Raw genomic sequence first — 19,631 nt, 5'->3', positions numbered from 1 at the left:
GGCGGCTTACCAGCGATAGCGCAGGCTGGCGATGACACTGCGGTCATAACCGGCGCTGCAATTGGTCAGCGAGCAGCCTTCGTAATAGTGCTTGTCGGTGAGGTTGGTGGCATTCACCGCCAGGCGCAGGCCCTTGGCCGCCGGGATCAGCTTGTCGAAGTCGTAGTGCACCGCCGCGTCCAGCAAGGTGTAGGAGGGCACGCGCTGGGTGTTGGCGGCATCGGCCTCGGTGGAGCCGATGTAACGCACCCCGGCGCCAAAACCCAGGCCGCTCAGGGGGCCTTCGGGCAAGGTGTAGTCGGCCCACAGCGAGGCCATTTTTTCCGGGGTGTCGGTGGGGCGTTTGCCCTTCTCCAGCGGGTTGTTGCTCTTGCTCACCTCGGCGTCGTTGTAGGTCAGCGCCGCCAGCAGGTCCAGGCCCCGGGCCAGGCTGGCCTTGCCTTCGAGCTCGATGCCGCGCACGTTGATCTCGCCGGTCTGGATCTTGTTCAGGCGTTCGGCCGGGTCGGTGGTCAGGACGTTTTCCTGGGTCAGGTCGAACAGCGACAGGGTGATGTAGCTGTCGATGCCCGGCGGCTGGTACTTGACCCCCACTTCCGATTGCTTGGCGCTGGTGGGCTTGTACGGCGTGCCGTAGAAGTTGGTGCCCAGCACCGGGTCGAACGAGGTGGAGTAGCTGATGTAGGGCGCCAGGCCGTTGTCCGCCAGGTACACCAGGCCGGTGCGGTAGGTGAACTTCTCGTCGTTCTGTTTGCTCCCGGTGTGTTCCAGGCGATTGTCGGTACGGGCGCTGGAGCGGTCCTGGCGTCCGCCGACGGTGAGCACCCAGTGCTCGTCGAAGGTGAACTGCTGCTGGGCATAGACCCCGACCTGATCGGCGCGCTGCACAGTGTTGGTGAAGGGGGTGCTGGGGTCGAACACGCCGCCGTGCACCGGGTTGTAGATGTCGATGGGCGAAGCCGAGCCGCCGCGCAGGTAGTAGTCCTCGCGGGTGCGCCGGTAGTCGATCCCCAGCAGCGACAGCATCTGCGTGCTGCCCAGGTTCCAGCGGGCCTGGGCATTGTTGTCCAGGGAGTAGGTGTCGCCGACGATGCGAAAGCGATAGGCATCGCGTTTCAACGTGCGCAGATCGGGCTCCAGAGCTCTACCGCTGGCAGTGTTGGTCAGCAGGTTGACGTGGCCGTAGCGGGCGCTGGAGTTGAGGCTCCAGACGTCATTCAGGCGGTGCTCCAGCAGGTAGCCCAGGGAGTACTGGGTGCGGTCGTTGTCCAGTCCCGGTTCATCGAGGAAGACGTTGTGCTTGACCTTGCCATTGGGGTTGCCAAGCAGGGTGCCCCGGGCCGGCAGGAACACCCGCGGCGCGCCGAACCTGTCCTGGGTGTAGTCGGCCAGGAGGGTCAGGCTGGTGTCGTCGTTGGGCTTCCAGGTAAAGGAGGGCGCGAAGTACTGCTTGTCGTCCTTGATGTGATCGAACTGGGTGCCGCTGTCGCGCTCCAGGCCCACCAGGCGATAGAGGAACTGCCCTTCATCATCCAGCGGCCCGCTGAAATCGAACTGGCCTTGGGCCCGGTCGAAGCTGCCCCCCTGGATCTGCACTTCATGGAAGGGCTTGTCCAGCGGGCGCTTGCTGATCTGGTTGACCACGCCCCCCGGCGAATTCTGCCCGAACAGCACCGAGGCCGGGCCCTTGAGCACATCGATGCGCTCCAGGCCATAGGCTTCGACCTTGGGCCAGGCCTGGGCGGTATTGCCCTTGAGGCCATCGCGGAGCATGCCGGTGGTGACGTCGAAACCGCGGATCGAGATGGTGTCGAAGCGCTGGCTGGCGGCGGTGGTATTGGCCTGGACCCCGGCGGTGTAGCGCAGCGCCTCGTTCACCGATTGCACCTGCTGGGCATCCATCTGATCGCGGGTGATCACGGAAATCGACTGGGGAATTTCGCTCAGGCTGGCATCGGTCTTGGTCCCGCTGAGGCTGCGCTTGGCCACGTAACCGGCCTGCGGCCCGGTGGCAGAGTCGGGCTGGGTGGCGCTGATCACGCTGGTGTCCAAGGTCAGGGCGTGGTCCTGGTCGGTATCGCCATCGGCGGCCAGCGCGGCGCCAGCCTGGGTCAGCGAGAGGCCCAGGGCCAGGCCGTGGATCAGGCACGCCAGCGGGTTGCGGCCCAGAGCCGGACGCGAGACCACACAATTGACGGGACAACCTGAGGTGTTTCGGTGCGCAACGCGGCTACCCATGCTTCACTCCGTGATGGGGATTAAATGAGAATGCAAACGTATCTCATTTGTGAGCTTGGGTTGCGGGCTAAAACTTTGGCTTGAGCGACCATTTCTTTCGTTTGCGGTGCGGCGCGGGGAGGGCGCCCGGATCACCAGGCGCAGCTTTGGATGGAGCAGGCTCGAGCAGGAGCGGGCTCAACGCAAGGACTTGGGCGACACCCCGAAGCGCTTGCGAAAGGCCGTGGAGAAATGCGCCGGACTGTAGCCGACCCGATAAGCCGCGCTGGAGACATTGGTCTCGCCACTGGCCAGCAAGCGATAGGCCTCGCCCAGGCGCTGCTCCTGCAGGTAGGCATAGACGCTGGTGCCAAACACCTGACGGAAACCGGCGGTGAGCTTGCGCGGGTTCAGGCCCACCTGGCGTGACAGCTCCGACAGCGAAGGCGAATCCTGCAATGAGTTGAGCAGCAGGTCACGGGCGGCATGGATGCGCTCGATGTCCGCCGAGCTGCACGGGCTGTCCTGCAGTGGCCTGGATTCGGCCTGGGCGAGAATCCCCTCGACCCCCAGGGCGGTGAGTTCCAGGGCCTTGCCACCCAGATAGAAGGAGCGGGTCGGGCCCTGCAGCGGGCAGGTGAAGATCTGTTGCGCCAGGGCCAGCAGCGGTTTGCTCGCCGGCTGGCAGAACAGCATCGGGCCGCCGCCGCGCTGATCGAGCAGGCGCTCGGGTTCCAGGCCGACATTGCGGATCGAGGGGAAGTCCAGCTGCACCGTGGTGTAGCGCACCGGCACGCCGCTGGCGAACAGGTGGTCGCCGCAGTGCTCGCCCTGGTTGGCCACGGCGCACAGGGTCGGCCCGCGGATCTCCACTTCGGGCTGGCCTTCGACCCGGCAATTGAGCTGGCCGCTGAGCACCAGGATGATTTTCAGGCCTTCCCAGAGCGGCTCCTGCATCCACATCTGGCTGTCCATCAGCACGGTCCCGGTGGAGAGGGTGACCTCCGGGACTACAGCGGCCGACCCGGTGTGCTGCGGGTTGGGAAAGTGCAGGGTGGAATCCCTTTTGACAGGCTGCGGCGCAGCGTTGGGGCTGAGCATGGCGAACTCCCTGTGGACCTGAAAAGAGGCCATACGCTAGCAGGAAATTGCCTTTCTGTAATTAAGAATGATTATCCTTTAGCCTTCGAGCCCCGTCGTGCCTGGCTCTTTCCGGGGCACGCCGCGCAATCAAAAGAAAAAGCCGCGCAAACGAATGTCCTGCCGATTGCCGGGTCCGGCAAATTGCCTATTAATAATCACTCTCATTTCCAGGCGCGGCAGCCTCCCATGGACGACCCCTTGCTCGACAGTGCCGCAGGACCACCGGCGACTCTTCATTCCCGCCAACCCTGACGGCGGATTCCCAGCTCATTCCAGGGGCCTGATCTTTCGGGTCCAGGGCCGCTTTTTGCGTAAAAAACTCAGGAGACAGCATGTCCACTTTCGATGACCTCAAGGATTGCCCCTCTTGGCCCGAAGACTTCGCCCAGCGCTACCGCCAGGCCGGCTACTGGCGCGACGAAACCTTTGGCGACCTGCTGCGCAGCGCCGCCCAGGCCTTTGCCGAGCGTGAAGCGCTGACCGAGGGCGAGCAGCACCTGAGCTACCGGCAACTGGACCTGCGGGTCGACCAACTGGCCGCCGGCCTGTACCGGCTGGGGCTGCGGGCCGGCGACAACGTGGTGCTGCAACTGCCCAACAGTGCAGCCTTCGTCGAAGTCTGCTTTGCCCTTTACCGCCTCGGGGTGCGGCCGATCTTCGCGCTGCCGGCTCACCGGCACCTGGAAATCGGCCGCTTCTGCGAGTTTGCCCAGGCCCGGGCCTACTTCTGCGCCGACCGGGACGCCAGCTTCGACTATCGGGCCATGGCCCGCGACCTCAAGGACCGCAACCCGCAGCTGGAGTGGGTGGTAGTCGCCGGCGAGGCTGAGGAATTCACGGCCTTGCACAGCCTGTATGAGCCTGCGCCTGCGCGCACCTTCCTGTCCCCCAGCGCCGACGCGGTGGCCTGTTTCCAGCTCTCCGGCGGCTCCACCGGGGTGCCCAAGCTGATCCCGCGCCGGCACCACGAATACCTCTACAACCTGAGGGCCAGTGCCGAGCGCTGCGGCCTGTCCGAGGCCAGTGTGTACCTGGTGGCGCTGCCCATGGCGCACAACTTTCCCATGTGCTGCCCAGGGTTCATCGGCACCTTTTCGGTGGGCGGGCGGGTGGTGCTGAGCCCCTCGCCGAGCCCGGAAGTCTGCTTCGAACTGATCGAGCGCCAGGGGGTGACCCACACCGCGCTGGTGCCGCCCCTGGCCCTGGTCTGGCTGGAAGCGGCCCAGGCCCGCGGGCGTGGCCTGGCGCCGTTGCAACTGCTGCAAGTGGGCGGCGCCAAACTCAGCTACGAGGCCGCAAGGCGCATCGAACCGGTGCTCGGCTGCCGCCTGCAGCAGGTGTTCGGCATGGCCGAGGGGCTGATCTGCTACACCGACCCCGAGGACCCGCCACAGCGGGTGCTGCACACCCAGGGCCGGCCGCTGTCGCCGGCGGACGAAATTCGTGTGGTGAACGAGCACGACCAGCCGGTGCCGGTGGGGCAGGTGGGGCAGTTGCTGACCCGCGGCCCCTACACCATCCGCGGTTACTACCGTTACCCCGAGCACAACGCCCAGGCCTTCACGGCCGATGGTTTCTACCGCACCGGCGACCGGGTCATGCTCACCGCCGACGGCTACCTGATGGTGGAAGGGCGCGACAAGGACCTGATCAACCGCGGGGGCGAAAAGATCGCTGCCGAAGAAGTGGAAAACCTGCTGCTCAGCCACCCGGCGGTGGCCGACATCGCCCTGGTGGCGATGCCTGATGCCTTCCTGGGCGAACGCACCTGCGCCTTCGTCATCCCTCGCGGCACCGCGCCCCGGGCCCCGGAGCTGCTGCGTCACCTAAGTGCCCAGGGCCTGGCGGCGTTCAAGCTGCCGGACCGCTTCGAGTTCATCCCGGCCTTCCCCCAGACCGGGGTCGGCAAGGTCAGCCGCAAGCACCTGCGCGAGGCGATCCAGGCCCTGTACTTCGGCGCCCAGGCCGAACCCCTGGAGGGAAGTGGCGCCCGTGGCTGAACGACAAGGACTTTGCGACCTGTTGCACCCGGTGCGCGGGCGCCTGCTGGCGGCCATGCTGTTGCAGGCCCTGGCGGCGCTGGTGGGGCTGTTGCCGTTCATTGCCGTGGCCGAACTGGCGCCGCTGCTGCTGGCCGGTGAGCTGGATGCGCAGCGTGCGCAGTTCTGGCTGCTGGCCGGCGCCGCCGCTTTGCTCCTGCGCCTGCTGGGGCTGGCGGCGGCATTGCAGATCACCCACCTGGCCGACAGCGACCTGCAACGCCAACTGCGCCAGCGCATCGCCGCGCACCTGGCACGGGTGCCCCTGGCCTGGTTCGGCCAGCAGCGGGAGACCGCCGAACGGGCCTTGCTGGATGATGTCGGCGCTCTGCACCAGTTGGTGGCGCACCTGCCCAACAACCTGGTGGCGGCGCTGGTGGTGCCCCTGGCCAGCCTGGTCTACCTGCTCACGGTGAGCCTGCCCATGACCCTGGTGGTGCTGCTGCCACCACTGCTGGCGCTGTGGCGCTTGAGGGTCATGCGCACCCCGGCCTATCAGGCCGAGCGCCAGCGCCTGGGGGCGGCCCTGGGCGACCTGTCCACCGCGACCCTGAACTTTGTGCAGAGCATCGCCATGGTCAAGTCGTTCGGCCGTGCCGAGCGGGTGCAGGCGGATTTCGTCAGCGCGGTGCAGGGTTTCGGGCGTTTTTTCTCCCAGTGGGTGGAGCGCTGGGCGGGCCTGGGGGCGAGTGTCGAGGTGCTGCTGTCGCCCTTGCTGGTGCTGGCCCTGGTGCTGGTGGCCGGGGTGGCGCTGACGGCGGCCGGCTGGCTGCACCCGGTGCAACTGTTGCCGTTCGCCCTGCTTGGCCCGGCCCTGGCGGCGCCGGTGGCGGCATTGGGGCATGGCGCCGATTCCCTGGTCCAGGGCCGGGCGGCGGCGCAGCGCATCAGCACTGTGCTGAGTACCCCGGTGCAGGCGCAGCCGGCATTTTCCCGGGAGCCCGAGGGGCATCAGGTGATCTTTGATGAAGTGGCTTTCAGCTACCCCGACGGCACCCAGGTGCTGCACGGCATCGACCTGTGCCTGCAACCGGGCTCCCTGACTGCCCTGGTGGGGGATTCGGGCGCTGGCAAGTCGACCCTGGCCACCTTGCTGGCGCGCTTTGCCGACGTCAGCGCCGGGGCCATCCGCATCGGCGGCGTCGACCTGCGGGACATGGACAGCGCGACCCTCTATCGCCAGGTGGCCTTTGTCTTCCAGGACGTGCGCCTGCTGCGCAGCAGCGTTCTGGACAACCTGCGCCTGGGGCGTCCCGAGGCCACGCTGGCCGAGGTCGAGGAGGCGGCCCGGGCGGCGCAGATCCACAGTCGTATCACCGCCTTGCCCCAGGGTTATCACACCCAGCTGGGCAGTGGCGTGCAGCTCTCCGGGGGTGAAGTGCAGCGCCTGAGCATTGCCCGGGCGATGCTCAGCCAGGCACCGATCCTGGTGCTGGACGAAGCCACCGCCGCCAGCGACCCGGAGTCCGAAGCGGCGATCCAGCAGGCGTTGTCGCGGCTGGCGGCGGGGCGCACGGTGCTGGTGATCGCCCATCGCTTGAGCAGTATCCAGGATGCCGACCAGATTGCCGTGCTGCAGGCCGGGCAACTGGTTGAATGCGGCCGGCACGAGGCCCTGCTGGAGCAGCAGGGGGTGTATGCCGGGCTGTGGGCGGCGCAGCAGTTCTGCGCCGTGGAAACGGTGGGGGAGCAGGCATGATTGGCGCACTGTTACGCAGTTTGCAGCCGGTCGAAGCCAGCCTGCTGCGCCGGGCCTTGCTGGCCATGGCCGCCAGTGCCCTGGCCCAGGGCGCGGCGCTGGCCCTGTTGCCCATGGCCTTTGCCAGCCTGTTCGATGCCGCTGCCGGGCAGGCGCCGTGGCGATGGGCCGGGGCCTTTGCCGGTTTCGCGCTGCTGTGCCTGGGGTTGCGCCGGCATGCGCAACTGGCGGGCTACCGCGCGGGCGCTGCGGCGGCCCAGTCGTTGAACCTGCGCATCGGCGAACAACTGGTGCGCCTGCCCCTGGAGTGGTTCGTCGAGCGCCGCAGCGCCGAGCTCAATCGGCTGGTGACCCACACCGTACTGCAGATCATGAGCACCCCGGCGCACCTGTTGCAGCCCATGGCCAACGCCTTGCTGACGCCCCTGGCGCTGCTTGTGGCGCTGTTCTTCTATGACCGCACCATGGCCCTGGCGGCCCTGGCCAGCGTGCCCCTGCTGCTGGTGTTCTACCACTGGGGCGTGCGCTGGGGCGGCCAGGCCGAAAGCCGCAGTGAGGCGGCGGCCAACGAGGCGGCGGCGCGGGTCCTGGAGTTCCTGCGCCAGCAGCCGCTGCTACGTGCCAGTGGCCGCACCGGCGAAGGCTTCAGCCTGCTCACCGAGGCCTTGCAGCAACAGCGCCGGGCTCAGCGTCGGGCCCACTGGCGGACCTTTCCGGCGGCCCTGGGGCTGGCGGTGGTGCTCCAGGCCGGCTACACCGCGATGCTGCTGTGCGGCCTGTATGCAGTGCTCGGTGGCAGCCTGGGAGTGGCCCAGTACCTGGCGCTGGCGGTGCTCGCCACCTGCCTGGTGGAGCCCATGAGCACCCTGGTCAACCTCGGCACGACCTTGCGCCAGACCCGCCATGGCCTGAACCGTTTGCGCCACTTGTTGCGCCTGCCGGCGCTGCCGGAGCCGAGCCAGCCCGAGGAACCCCGGGGGCATCAGGTGCAAGTACGCGACCTGGGGCTGGTGCGCCAGGAGCAGGTGATCCTGCAGGGCATCAGCTTCGAGCTGGCGCCGGCCTCGCTGAACCTGCTGGTGGGCGCCTCCGGCTCCGGCAAGTCGAGCCTGCTGCGCCTGCTGGCGCGGTTCAGCGATGTCGATAGCGGCGCCATTTTGTTGGGTGGTGTCGACCTGCGCCAACTGTCCGCCGCGCAGCGCGATCGTTCCATCGCCCTGATGTTCCAGGACTGTCCGCCGCTGGCTGCGAGCCTGCTGGACAACCTGCGCCTGGGCGGCCCCGAGGCCAGCGACAGCCAACTGATGGACGCTGCCCGCGCCACCGGCCTGGACCTTGTGGCCCAGCGCCTGCCCCAGGGCTGGCAGACCCGGGTCGGCGAGGGCGGCGTCAGCCTCTCCGGGGGCGAGCGCCAGTGCCTGGCCCTGGCCCGGGTGCTGCTCAAGGACGCCAGCCTGATCCTGCTGGACGAACCCACCGCGGCCCTCGATGCCATCAGCGAGGCCCGGGTCAACCGTTGCCTGCTGCAACTGGCGCGCAAGCACACGGTGCTGCTGGTGACTCACAAACCGACCCTGGCCCCCAGCGCCGGACAGATCCTCCTGCTGGAGCAGGGCCACCTGGCCCAGCGCGGTACCCACGCCCAACTGATGGCGGCCCCGGGCCGTTATCGCGAGCTGTTCCACGAGCGCGAGGCGATCAATCGCTGGCGCCTGCGCCAACCCCCTTCCGTACCCCAAAGGAACGTCCACCATGACCGATAACCCAGCACTGGCACGCGCTCATCCAGCGCACGCCAGCCTGAGTCATTCACCCCAAGGACTCTGCGAAGGCATTGCCCGGCTGCTCGGCTACAGCGCCGAGGATCTTGAACCCCAGGCCTCCTTGATCGAGCAGGGGCTCGACTCGGTGAGCATCATGCGCCTACCGGCGCTGCTGGCCGCCGAAGGCGTGGCCCTGAGCTTCGCCGAACTGATCCAGCAACCGACCCTGGACGCCTGGTGGGCGCTGATCGAGGCTCGTCGTGGCCTCGCGGCGCCGCGCCTGCAGGCTGTGGCCAGCGCTCCTGCCAACAGCGATTTCGCCCTGACCCCACTGCAACAGGCCTACTGGTTCGGCCGCGATCCGGGCATGCCCCTGGGCGGCGTCGGCTGCCACCTGTACCAGGAACTGGACGGCCGTGGCCTGGAGCCCCAGCGCCTGGAGCAGGCCCTGCGCCGCCTGTGCCAGCGCCATCCGATGCTGCGGGCGTGCTTTATCAGCGACACCTGCCAGCGCATCCTGCCCCAGAGCCCCTGGCCCGGGCTGACCGTCCACGACCTGCGCCAGGCTTCTTGCGTCGGGGCTGCCGAGGCCCTGGAGCAGATCCGCGAAAACCTCTCGCACCGGTGCCTGGAGGTCAGCCGTGGGCAGGTGTTCGATGTGCAGTTGAGCCTGCTGCCCGAAGGTCGCAGCCGCCTGCACCTGAACATCGACCTGCTGGTGGCTGACGTGCTCAGCATTGGCATCCTGCTGCGCGACCTGGCGCTGATCCATGCCGGCCAGGAGCACAGCCTGCCGGCCCTGGACTGGAACTTCGCCGACTACCTGCGGGCCGAACAGGCGGCGCGCGCACCACTGCTGGCGGCGGCCCGGGACTATTGGTTGGAGCGCCTGGAAGAGCTGCCGGACGGCCCGCAACTGCCCCTGGCCCAGGAACCGCAGAACGCCGGCACTGCGCGTTTTCGCCGCCTGGCCATGCGTTTGGACCAGGGCCAGTTGCAGGCCCTGGAGCAGCGCGCCCGGCAGCACGGGCTGACCCTGGCCAGCGTGCTGGCCTGCGCCTATGCCCAGGTGCTGGGGCGCTGGAGCGCCAGCCAGCATTTCCTGCTCAACGTGCCGCTGTTCAATCGCCAGGAACTGCACCCGTGCGTGCCTCATCTGCTGGCGGACTTTTCCAACCTGGTGCTGCTGGAGGTCGACCAGCGCCAGCCCGCGTCTTTCAGCCAGCAGGCCCTGGCGTTGCAGGCTCAATTGCACCGCGACATTGCCCACAGCGCCTGGCCCGGGGTCGAAGTGCTGCGCGAGCGGGCGCGGCTGCGCCAGGGCGGTGGCCAGGGCGCGCCGGTGGTATTCGCCTGCAACCTGGGCCCGGCCTTTGTCGACGCCACCTGCCGCGAGCAACTGGGCGAACCGGGCTGGGCGCTGTCGCAGACGCCCCAGGTCTGGCTCGACCACCAGAGCTACCCGCTGGCCGACGGCCTGCTGCTGAACTGGGACGCGGTGGAGGCGCTGTTCCCCGAAGGCCTGCTGGACGAGATGTTCGACGCCTACCGCGCCTTGCTGTTGTGGCTGTGCGCCAACGACTGGCAGCAGGTGGCGCCCTTGCCGCTGCCGGCAGCGCAACAGCAGCGCCGCCAGCAGGTCAATGCCACCGCACACGCGACCCCGGCGCAGCTGTTGCACCAGGGCTTTTTCCAGCAGGCGCGCCTGAACCCCGAGGCCGTGGCGCTGATCTGCGAGCAGGGCAGCCTGAGCTACGCCGAGCTGGCCCGGCAGGCCCTGCAACTGGCCGGGGCCTTGGGCGAGTGGGGCGTGCAGCCGGGTGACGCGGTGGCGATCACCTTGCCCAAGGGCCGCGACCAGGTGGTCGCGGTGCTGGGGACTCTTGCCGCCGGGGCGGTCTATGTGCCGGTGGGCATCGAGCAGCCGCCGGCGCGCCGCGACATGATCTACCAGCGCGCCGGGGCGCGGGTGGTGATCACCGATCAGGCCCACCGCGAGGGCGGCATCTGGCTCGCCGAACTGCGGGTGGTGACCCTGGTCCAGGCGCTTGTCGCACCGGCGCTGGGGCAACCCCTGGAGATGGCGGCGGATGCCCTGGCCTACGTGATCTTCACCTCGGGCACCACCGGCGAACCCAAGGGCGTGGAACTGTCCCACCAGGCGGCGATGAACACCATCACCGCCATCAACCGGCGCTACCAGGTGAGCGCCGAGGATCGGGTGCTGGGGGTCTCGGCCCTGGATTTCGACCTGTCGGTGTACGACCTGTTCGGCCTGCTGAGTGTCGGCGGCGCCCTGGTGCTGCCGGCGGACGGGCTGCGCAAGGAGCCCCGGGAATGGCTGCGGCTGATCCGCGAGCAGCGGGTGAGTGTGTGGAACTCGGTGCCGGCGCTGCTGGACATGCTGACCCTGCAAGTGCGCGACGACGGCGGCCTGGGAGCCTTGCGCCTGGCCATGGTCTCCGGGGACTGGGTCGGCCTCGACCTGCCACGGCGCCTGGAGCGGGCGGCGGGCCACCGCGTGCCGTTCGTGGCCCTGGGCGGCGCCACCGAGGCGGCGATCTGGTCCAACTACCAGGACGTGGCGCAGGTGCCCGGGCACTGGCGTTCGATCCCCTACGGGCGGCCCCTGGACAACCAGTGTTTCCGGGTGGTGGACAGCCAGGGCCGGGACTGCCCGGACTGGGTGCCCGGCGAGCTGTGGATCGGCGGTGCCGGGGTGGCCGCCGGCTATCGCGGCCTGCCGACCCTCAGCGCCCAGCGCTTTGTCGAGCACGAGGGCCGGCGCTGGTATCGCACCGGCGACCAGGGCCGCTACTGGGCCGACGCCAGCCTGGAGTTTCTCGGGCGCCTGGACCATCAGGTCAAGGTCCGCGGCTTTCGCATCGAGCTGGCAGAAATCGATGTGGCCCTGGAGCGCCACCCGGCCATCGACCGCGCGCTGAGCCTGGTGCTGCCCGGCAGCGAAGCGCAGCTGGCGGCGGTGCTCCTGGCCCGGGAGCCGCTGCCCGAACCCCAGGCCCTGCGCCAGTGGCTGGGGCAATGGCTGCCCGAACACATGCTCCCGGACCTCTGGCTGAGCCTGCCGGAACTGCCCCTGAGCACTAACGGCAAGGTCGATCGCGCGGCATTGCTGTGGCTGCTGCAGGAGCAGCGCCGGGGCATCCAGCCGCAGAGTGCCGAGCCGCCGCAAGGGGAATGGGAAGAGGCCGTGGCCGCGCTCTGGCAGGAGCTGCTGGAGGTGCCGCAGGTGGGCCGGCACCAGGGCTTTTTTGCCCTGGGCGGCAACAGCCTGCTGGCGGCCCGGTTGATCGAACGCATCGCCCGGCAGTTCCAGCTGGAACTGTCGCTCAAGGATTTTTTCAACGCGGCCACCGTGGCCCTGCAGGGGCAGTTGCTTGCCTCGCGCCGGGAACAGCGGCCCGTCAATCAGAACGCAATGGTGGAGGGCGTGTTATGACGCTGCAGCAACTGCAACAGGATCTGCAACAACTGGGTGTGGAGCTCTGGGAAGAACAGGGCCGCTTGCGCTATCGGGCCCCGGCCGGGGTCATGGACGAGGCGCGCCTGCAACAGCTGCGCGAACACAAGGAGGCGCTGCTGCAACAGCTGCAAGCGGCGCAGATGCCGACCCTGGAGGCCGACCATTCGGCCCGGGAAGAACCCTTCCCGCTGACCGACGTGCAGGCCGCCTACCTGCTGGGCCGCACCACGGCTTTCAGCTACGGCGGCGTGGCCTGCCACGGCTACCTGGAGTTCGCCCAGAAGGACCTGGACCCGGTACGCCTGGAGCAGGCCTGGAACCAGTTGATCGCGCGTCACGAGATGCTGCGGGCCGTGGTCCTGGAGGAGGGCTACCAGCGCATCCTGCCCCAGGTGCCGCATTACTCCATCGCCCGCCACGACCTGAGCCGGGACGACGGCAGCGCCTTGCAGGCCTTGCGCGAACGCATGGAACTGCGCCGTGCACCGCCCCAGCAATGGCCGCTGATCGAGCTGTGCGTGAGCCAGGGCCGCGACACCTCGCGCTTGCATCTGTCAGTGGACCTGCTGGTGTGCGACTACCAGAGCGTGCGCATGCTGCTGGCCGAACTGCAGCAGCTGTATCGCGGCGAGAGCCTGCCGGCGCCGGCGCAGATCAGCTTTCGCGACTATGTGCTGGGTGAGCGCCGTCTGCGCGAGCAGCCGCGCTACCAGCGTGATCGCGACTACTGGTGGGCGCGGGTCGACAGCCTGCCGGGAGCGCCGGAACTGCCATTGCTGGGGCCGCCCAGCGGGCCGCGCTTCCAGCGCCGGGCCATGGGCCTGGAGGCCCGGGACTGCAATGCCTTGCGCCTGAACGCGGCGGCGGCCGGGGTCGGTGTGTCGGCGGCAATCCTCTCGGCCTATGCCGAAACCCTGGGCCGCTGGAGCCGGCGCGGGCACTTCTGCCTGAGCCTGACCCTGCTCAATCGCCTGTCCCTGCACCCCCAGGTGGATCGCCTGGTGGGGGACTTCAGCTCGGTGGAACTGCTGGAAGTGCAGACCCTGCAAGGCGGTAGCTTCGGCCAGCGCAGCCAGCAGCTGCAGGAGCGCCTGTGGCAGGACATGGACCATCGCCTGTGTTCGGGTATCGAAGTGCTGCGCGAGCTGGCGCGGCGCAAGGGCCAGGACGCGGCGCTGATGCCCTACGCCTTCACCAGCACCCTGGGTGCCGGCGGCGAGAGCGGCGGCGGGGCCTTCATGCCCGGTGCCGAGCTGGTGTTCGGCATCAGCCAGACGCCCCAGGTGCTGATCGACTGCCAGGTCAGCGAGCGTGACGACGGCTTGGCGATCAACTGGGACATCCGCGAAGGGGTGTTCAGCGAGAGCCTGCTGGATGCGCTGTTCGACACCTTCGAACGCCTGCTCAAGCGCCTGGCTCGGGAACCCTCGGCCTGGACCCTGGATGACTGCCTGGAGTTGCCGGCGGCCCAGCGCCTGCAGCGCGAGCTGGTGAACCAGACAGCCGCGCCTTTGCCCTCCGGCCTGCTGCATGAGCCGTTCTGGCGCCAGGCCGCGGCTGCACCCGAGCGTGTGGCGCTGATCCAGGGCGCCGCGCAACTGAGCTATGGCGAACTGGCCGGGCGCGCAGAAGCCGTGGCCGAAGCCTTGCTCGACGCCGGCTGCCAGCCTGGAGAGCGGGTCGCGGTGTGCATGGACAAAGGCCTGGAACAGGTGATCGCGGTGCTCGGCATCCTGCGGGCCGGGGCCGCCTACCTGCCCCTGGACACCAACCAGCCCGAGGCCCGGCGCCAGTTGATCCTGGATAACGCCGAGGTCGCCCGGGTGCTCAGCCAGTCCTGGCTGAGCGACAGCCTGTGCTGGCCGGCGCGGGTGACCCAGGTGATCGCGGTGGACCAGGGCCCGCGGGCGGCACAACGGGCGTTGCCGAGCCTGGACATCGACCCGCAGCAACTGGCCTACGTGATCTACACCTCGGGCTCCACCGGGGTGCCCAAGGGCGTGATGATCAACCATCAGGCGGCCCTCAATACCATCGTCGACATCAACCAGCGCTTTGCCATCGAGGCCCAAGACCGGGTACTGGCCCTGGCCAGCCTGGGCTTCGATCTGTCGGTGTACGACATCTTCGGCCTGCTGGCGGTGGGCGGCGCCCTGGTGCTGCCGGACCCGCAACGCCGCGCCGACCCTTCGCACTGGGCCGAGTGCGTCCGGGAACACGGGGTGACCCTGTGGAACTCGGTGCCGGCGCAATTGCAGATGCTCACCCACTACCTGCAAGCCGTGCCATCCATGGCCCCCGGTTCCCTGCGCCTGGCGCTGCTGTCTGGAGACTGGATCCCCCTGAACCTGCCGGCGGAGGCCGCCCAGCTACTGCCCGGGCTGCGGCTGATCAGCCTCGGCGGCGCCACCGAAGCGGCGATCTGGTCGATCTACTATCCGATTACCCAGGTCAACCCCCAGTGGCGCAGCATTCCCTACGGCATGCCCCTGGCCAACCAGCGCTTCATGGTGCTCGACGAGCAGGGCCGGGATCGACCGCAAGGGGTGGCCGGCGAGCTGTACATCGCCGGTAGCGGTCTGGCCCTGGGTTACCTGGGGGATGCCGAGAAAACCGCCGAGCGCTTTGTCGACCATCCGCGCAGCGGCGAGCGCCTGTACCGCACCGGCGACCTGGGGCGCTACCTGGACGACGGCCTGATCGAGTTCCTCGGCCGCGAAGATTTCCAGGTCAAGGTCCGTGGCCACCGCATTGAACTGGCGGAGGTGGAAAGCGCGCTGCTCAGCCATCCCCATGTGGAGTCCGCGGTGGTGGTGGCAGCGGGCGAGGGCGCCTTCGAGCGGCACTTGCAAGCCTGCCTGCGGGCCAGCCTGCGGGACACGCCGATCGCCTGGCCGGCGCAGTTGCAGGCGCGCACCCAGGCGGCGGCCGAAGCCGTGCGCGGCGGCTTGAGCGATGCCCTGGTGAGCGAGATGTCGGCCTGTGTCGAGCGCGCCGCACTGCTGTCCATGGGCCTGGCCCTGCAACGCCCCGGCTTGTTCGAGAGCGCCGGGCAGAGCCATGCCCTGGACGAGATTGTCGCGGCTTGTGAGGTGGCGCCGCGCAACCAGCGCTTGATCCGCCGTTGGCTGCAAGCCCTGGCCCGGGAAGGCCTGGTGCACCGGGACCTGCACACGGGTCGTTACTCGGGCCTGCAGGTGTCGGCCGAGGAATACCGCCAGCAATGGCAGCGCATCGATGTCCTGGAACCGTCCGTGGGCTGGGGCGGCGAAGTCCTGCGCTACCTGCGCGAAAGCCAGGAGCAACTGCCGGCGCTGATGAGCGACCAACTGGACCCGCTGCACCTGCTGTTTCCCCAGGGCCGCACCGATACCGCCGAAGGCGCCTACCGCAAGAACCTGATCAGCCAGTACCTGAACCAGGCGGTGTGCGCCGCGGTGCAGGAGATCATCCGCCAGCGTCCGGCCGGCCAGCGCCTGCGCCTGCTGGAAATCGGCGCCGGGGTCGGCGGTACCAGCGCCGACCTGATCCCGGCCCTGGACGGGCTGGCGGTGGACTACCAGTTCACCGACCTGTCGCAGTTCTTCCTCAACGAGGCCCGGGAGCATTTCGCCGCTTATCCCTGGGTCAGCTACGGGCTGTTCGACCTCAACCAGGACCATTGGGCCCAGGGCGTGGCCGCCAACTCCCTGGACGTGATCCTCTGCGCCAACGTGCTGCACAACTCGCGGCACGCCAGCCGGGTGCTGGCGCGTCTGCGGGAGATGCTGGCCCCGGGCGGCTGGCTGATTTTCATCGAGGCCACTCGCGACACCTACCAGATCATGGCGTCCATGGAGTTCAAGGAGGGCCTCACCGCCTTCGAGGATTTCCGGGCCGAACTGGATACCACCTTCATCCGCCGCGAACAGTGGCAGCAGTTGCTGCTGGAGGCCGGAGGCGAGACCCCGCTGTGCCTGCCCGGGGCCGATGACGCCATGTCGCAGATCGGCCAGCACCTGTTCATCACCCGCTTTAAGAGCGAGCGCCAGGCCCTGGAGCCCGAGCAGATGCGGGCCCATCTGGCCCGGCACCTGCCGGAGTACATGATCCCGAGCCACTGGCAGATCCTCGATGAAATGCCCCTGACCGCTAACGGCAAGGTCGACCGCCAGGCCCTGGCGCGGATCGGCGTGGCCGGCCCCGAGCAGCAGGCCAGCAGCGGCGCGGCTCCCGTGGATGAGCTGGAACGCAGCATTGCCGAGGTCTGGCAGACCCTGTTGCGGGTGCCGGCGGTGGGCCGTGACCAGGGCTTCTTCGAGCTTGGCGGCGACTCGCTGCTGGTGGCCCAGGTGGTGGGCCGCCTGCGTGAAGCCTTGCCCCAGGCCCGGCAGTTGCCCTGGAGTGACCTGCTGCGCCAGTTGATCAACCAGCCCACGGTGGCGGCCCTGGCCGATTACCTGCGAGGCCAGGGCGTGGAGGGCGATTCGCCGCTGGTGCGCATCAGCGACAAGGCCCAGGGCCCGACGCGGATCTTCGTCCACGACGGCAGCGGCACCCTGGCGCCGTACCGCGCCCTGTTTGCCGCCCTGGGGGAAGAAGCGCCCCTGGAAGGGCTGGTGCTCAACGATGTGCCGGCTTACCTGGCCCTGGAGCCGGCCACGGCGATCCGCCAGTTGGCCGAGCGTTATGCCGACACTCTGCAGGCCGAAGGCCGGCGCCAGGTGAGCATCGTCGGCTACTGCCTGGGCGGGCTGCTGGCCACCGAGCTGGCGGCGTGCCTGGCGGCGCGCTCCATCGAGGTGCTGCAACTGAGCGTGATCAGCAGCTACCGGGTGCCGTTCATGATCGAGGACGACCTCTTGGCCGAGTACGTGTTCGCCCGGGTGATGCAGGCCGATCCGCTGGCCCTGGGTTACCCCGAGGATGAACAGGCCATGGAACGCACCATCGCCCGGGTGCTGGCGCAGACTCCGGGGCGCGTGCCCCAGGGTTCGCTGCTGGCCTTGAGCGAGGATGCCCAGTGCGCCCCGGCCCTGGCCTGCCTGCGGCGTCTGGCACACAAGACCCCGGAGCAGCGCCTGCAGGCCATTGCCGAGGCCATGCGCCACGCCGGTTCGCAACTGAGCGACCTGCACTGGCTGCGCGAGCAGTTGCAGGTATTGCGCCACAGCCTGGCCGCGGTAGCCCTGCACGAGGCCACGCCGTACCAGGGCGACATGCTGTTCATTCGCCAGAGCGGCGAGGTGCAGGTGCTGCCCGGCATGCACCGTGACATGAGCGCCTACTGGCAGGCCCTGTGCCTGGGTGAGCTGCGGGTAGTGGATGTGCCCGGGGATCATTTCAGTTGCATGCAGCAGCCCCAGGTGCAAGCCGTGGCCCAGGCCTTCGATGCACCCACCGAGGTGGCGGCATGAGGGCAGGGGTGATGGGGCTGGTCGGCGCTTACGGCAGCGTCGGCCGTCAGGTCGCGCAGTTGCTGGCCGGCAAGGTGGCACTGCGCCTGGGTGGACGCGATCCGCGGCAGGCCGAGCAACTGAACCAGCAGTTGGGGGCGCGCGCCGAGGTGCGCGCCCTGGACCTGTGGCAGCCACAGAGCCTGGCGGACTTCTGCGCTGGTTGTTCGCTGGTGATCAACTGCGCCGGGCCCAGCTACCGGATTCTCGATCGGGTGGCCCGGGCCGCCCTGGCCGCAGGCGCCGACTACCTGGATGTGGGGGGCGACGATCCACTCCATGAGCGGCTGGTGGGACAGCTGCCGGCGGGGCATCGGGTGCTGTTGTCGGCGGGCATGCTGCCGGGGCTCTCGGGGCTGTTTCCGCAACTGCTGGCGCAGTCCTTCCAGCGGGTCGATGCCTTGCGCTGCTATGCCGGTGGGCTGGGGCGCTTGTCCGCCACGGCTGCCGAGGATTTCCTGCTGAGCCTGGGCAACGGCTTCGGCCAGGCCCAGTGCGGCTGGTGCGAAGGGCAGGTGGTGCGCAGCACGGCAAGTGCCGAACAGGCATTGCAACGCGACTGGCTGCCACCGGCCGGGGTGCAGGCCTATCCGTACCTGAGCACCGAGCAGCAGCGCCTGTTCGGTGATGTGCCGGTGCGCCACGGTCAGGGTTTCAACCTGTTCGAGGGTGGCCAACTGGCGGCGGCCCTGCAACGTATCCAGGGCTCGGCGCCAGAGGCGCGGAGCAGCGCGCAGAACATCGCTGCGCTGGTGCAGGCCAGCGCCCTGGATGTGGCCGGGCGCCGGCCCTATCAACTGCTGGCAGTGGAAATCGACGGCCTGCGCGAGGGCCGCCAGCAGCAGGCCAGCGCCTGGCTGCGGGCCAGCGACGGCTCGCGCCTGACCGGCAGCGTCGCAGCCTTCTGTGCACTGCAGTGGGCGCATCTGCCTGAGGGGCTGCACTACGCCGCCCAGGTGCTGGACGCGACGGCCTGCCTGGAACAACTGCTGCGCTGGCTGCCGGATACCCGGGTGCACCTGCCCGACTTCGCCGCTGTGGCGCTGGCCGAGCCAGAGGAGGGCGTGCTGTGAGAAAGGTTCCCAGTGCCTGGCTGCGTCGTTATCCGCAGCCGCAACCGCCGCGCTGCCGCCTGGTGTGCCTGCCTCATGCCGGTGGCAGTGCGAGCTTTTTCAACGACTGGCGTGGCCAGTTGCCGGCGGATGTCGAGCTGGTCAGCGTGCAGTACCCGGGGCGCGAAGAGCGCCTGAGCGAAAGCTGGCCCGGCAGCCTGGAGTGGATGGCGGGCACTATCACCCGGGCCCTGTCGGACCTGGTGGACCGGCCCCTGGTGCTGTTCGGTCACAGCATGGGCGCGGCCCTGGCCTATGAGGTGGCGGCGCGCATGCAGCAGCAGGGCTCGGCGCCACAACGGTTGATCGTGTCCGCGCACCCCGCGCCCCATCGCCAGCGCAGCGGCGAACTGCACCTGGGCCCGGACGAGGACCTGCTGGCGGATGTGCGGCGCCTGTCGGACGGTGCGTCGTCGCCCATGGATGACCCGGCGCTGCGCGACCTGTACCTGCCGGCGCTGCGCAACGACTACCGGCTGATCGAGTGCTACCGCGGTGCGCCCGGCCGCGCCCTGGACCTGCCCCTGAGCGTATGCCTGGGGGCCCGGGACACCGAGGTGGACCAGGACGAAGCCTATGCCTGGGCCGAGGTCAGCGCCCAGGTCACCGACTTCCAGGCCTTTCCCGGCGGGCACTTCTACCTGCGCGAGCAACAGGCCGAATTGCTGCGCCACCTGACCCGGCTGCTGGCGGGCCTCGGCGAGCAGCCGTGGCAGTGCTGGCCCTCGACCCCATGAAT

The 19,631-nt window shown here is 68.8% G+C and carries 9 protein-coding genes; 7 read left to right on the top strand and 2 right to left on the bottom strand.

What is annotated here, in order from left to right:
- Positions 1–6: 6 nt before the first annotated feature.
- Entirely contained in the window at positions 7–2,238 is a 2,232-nt protein-coding gene (locus tag ABCR88_RS19580) for a TonB-dependent siderophore receptor (protein WP_350403154.1), read from the bottom strand.
- Positions 2,239–2,415: 177 nt separating this feature from the next.
- Positions 2,416–3,318: an AraC family transcriptional regulator gene (locus ABCR88_RS19575; RefSeq protein WP_011061777.1), complete on the bottom strand. Its 903-nt coding sequence runs from the start codon at positions 3,316–3,318 to the stop codon at positions 2,416–2,418.
- Between the two features lie 374 nt (positions 3,319–3,692).
- On the opposite strand from ABCR88_RS19575, the gene ABCR88_RS19570 reads away from it, so the two are divergent.
- Genes ABCR88_RS19570 through ABCR88_RS19540 form a run of 7 tightly spaced genes read left to right on the top strand, consistent with a single transcriptional unit; the run spans position 3,693 to position 19,629 of the window.
- Positions 3,693–5,360 (top strand): AMP-binding protein, encoded by a 1,668-nt coding sequence (locus tag ABCR88_RS19570; protein ID WP_350403151.1) that lies wholly within the window; start codon positions 3,693–3,695, stop codon positions 5,358–5,360.
- Entirely contained in the window at positions 5,353–7,098 is a 1,746-nt protein-coding gene (locus tag ABCR88_RS19565) for an ABC transporter ATP-binding protein (RefSeq protein ID WP_325984842.1), read from the top strand. Before ABCR88_RS19570 ends, ABCR88_RS19565 begins: the two co-directional genes overlap by 8 nt.
- The gene (locus ABCR88_RS19560) at positions 7,095–8,861 is read left to right on the top strand and encodes an ABC transporter ATP-binding protein (protein ID WP_041118726.1); all 1,767 of its coding nucleotides are present in this window, start codon (positions 7,095–7,097) and stop codon (positions 8,859–8,861) included. The genes ABCR88_RS19565 and ABCR88_RS19560 overlap by 4 nt, the downstream gene beginning before the upstream one ends.
- Entirely contained in the window at positions 8,851–12,321 is a 3,471-nt protein-coding gene (locus ABCR88_RS19555; protein ID WP_350403148.1) for an amino acid adenylation domain-containing protein, read from the top strand. Before ABCR88_RS19560 ends, ABCR88_RS19555 begins: the two co-directional genes overlap by 11 nt.
- Positions 12,318–17,741, top strand: a complete 5,424-nt coding sequence (locus tag ABCR88_RS19550) for an amino acid adenylation domain-containing protein (RefSeq protein WP_350403147.1) — start codon at positions 12,318–12,320, stop codon at positions 17,739–17,741. The genes ABCR88_RS19555 and ABCR88_RS19550 overlap by 4 nt, the downstream gene beginning before the upstream one ends.
- Complete coding sequence (locus ABCR88_RS19545; RefSeq protein ID WP_350403146.1) at positions 17,738–18,853, top strand: saccharopine dehydrogenase NADP-binding domain-containing protein; 1,116 nt, start codon at positions 17,738–17,740, stop codon at positions 18,851–18,853. The genes ABCR88_RS19550 and ABCR88_RS19545 overlap by 4 nt, the downstream gene beginning before the upstream one ends.
- Positions 18,850–19,629, top strand: coding sequence for an alpha/beta fold hydrolase (locus ABCR88_RS19540; protein WP_350403145.1), 780 nt, complete (start codon positions 18,850–18,852; stop codon positions 19,627–19,629). The genes ABCR88_RS19545 and ABCR88_RS19540 overlap by 4 nt, the downstream gene beginning before the upstream one ends.
- Positions 19,630–19,631 lie beyond the last annotated feature (2 nt).

It is taken from the genome of Pseudomonas sp. W17, assembly GCF_040268305.1.
Lineage (GTDB): Bacteria > Pseudomonadota > Gammaproteobacteria > Pseudomonadales > Pseudomonadaceae > Aquipseudomonas > Aquipseudomonas protegens.
The sequence above is the reverse complement of the archived record's forward strand: the minus strand, read 5'-3'. Positions and strand labels throughout refer to the sequence as shown.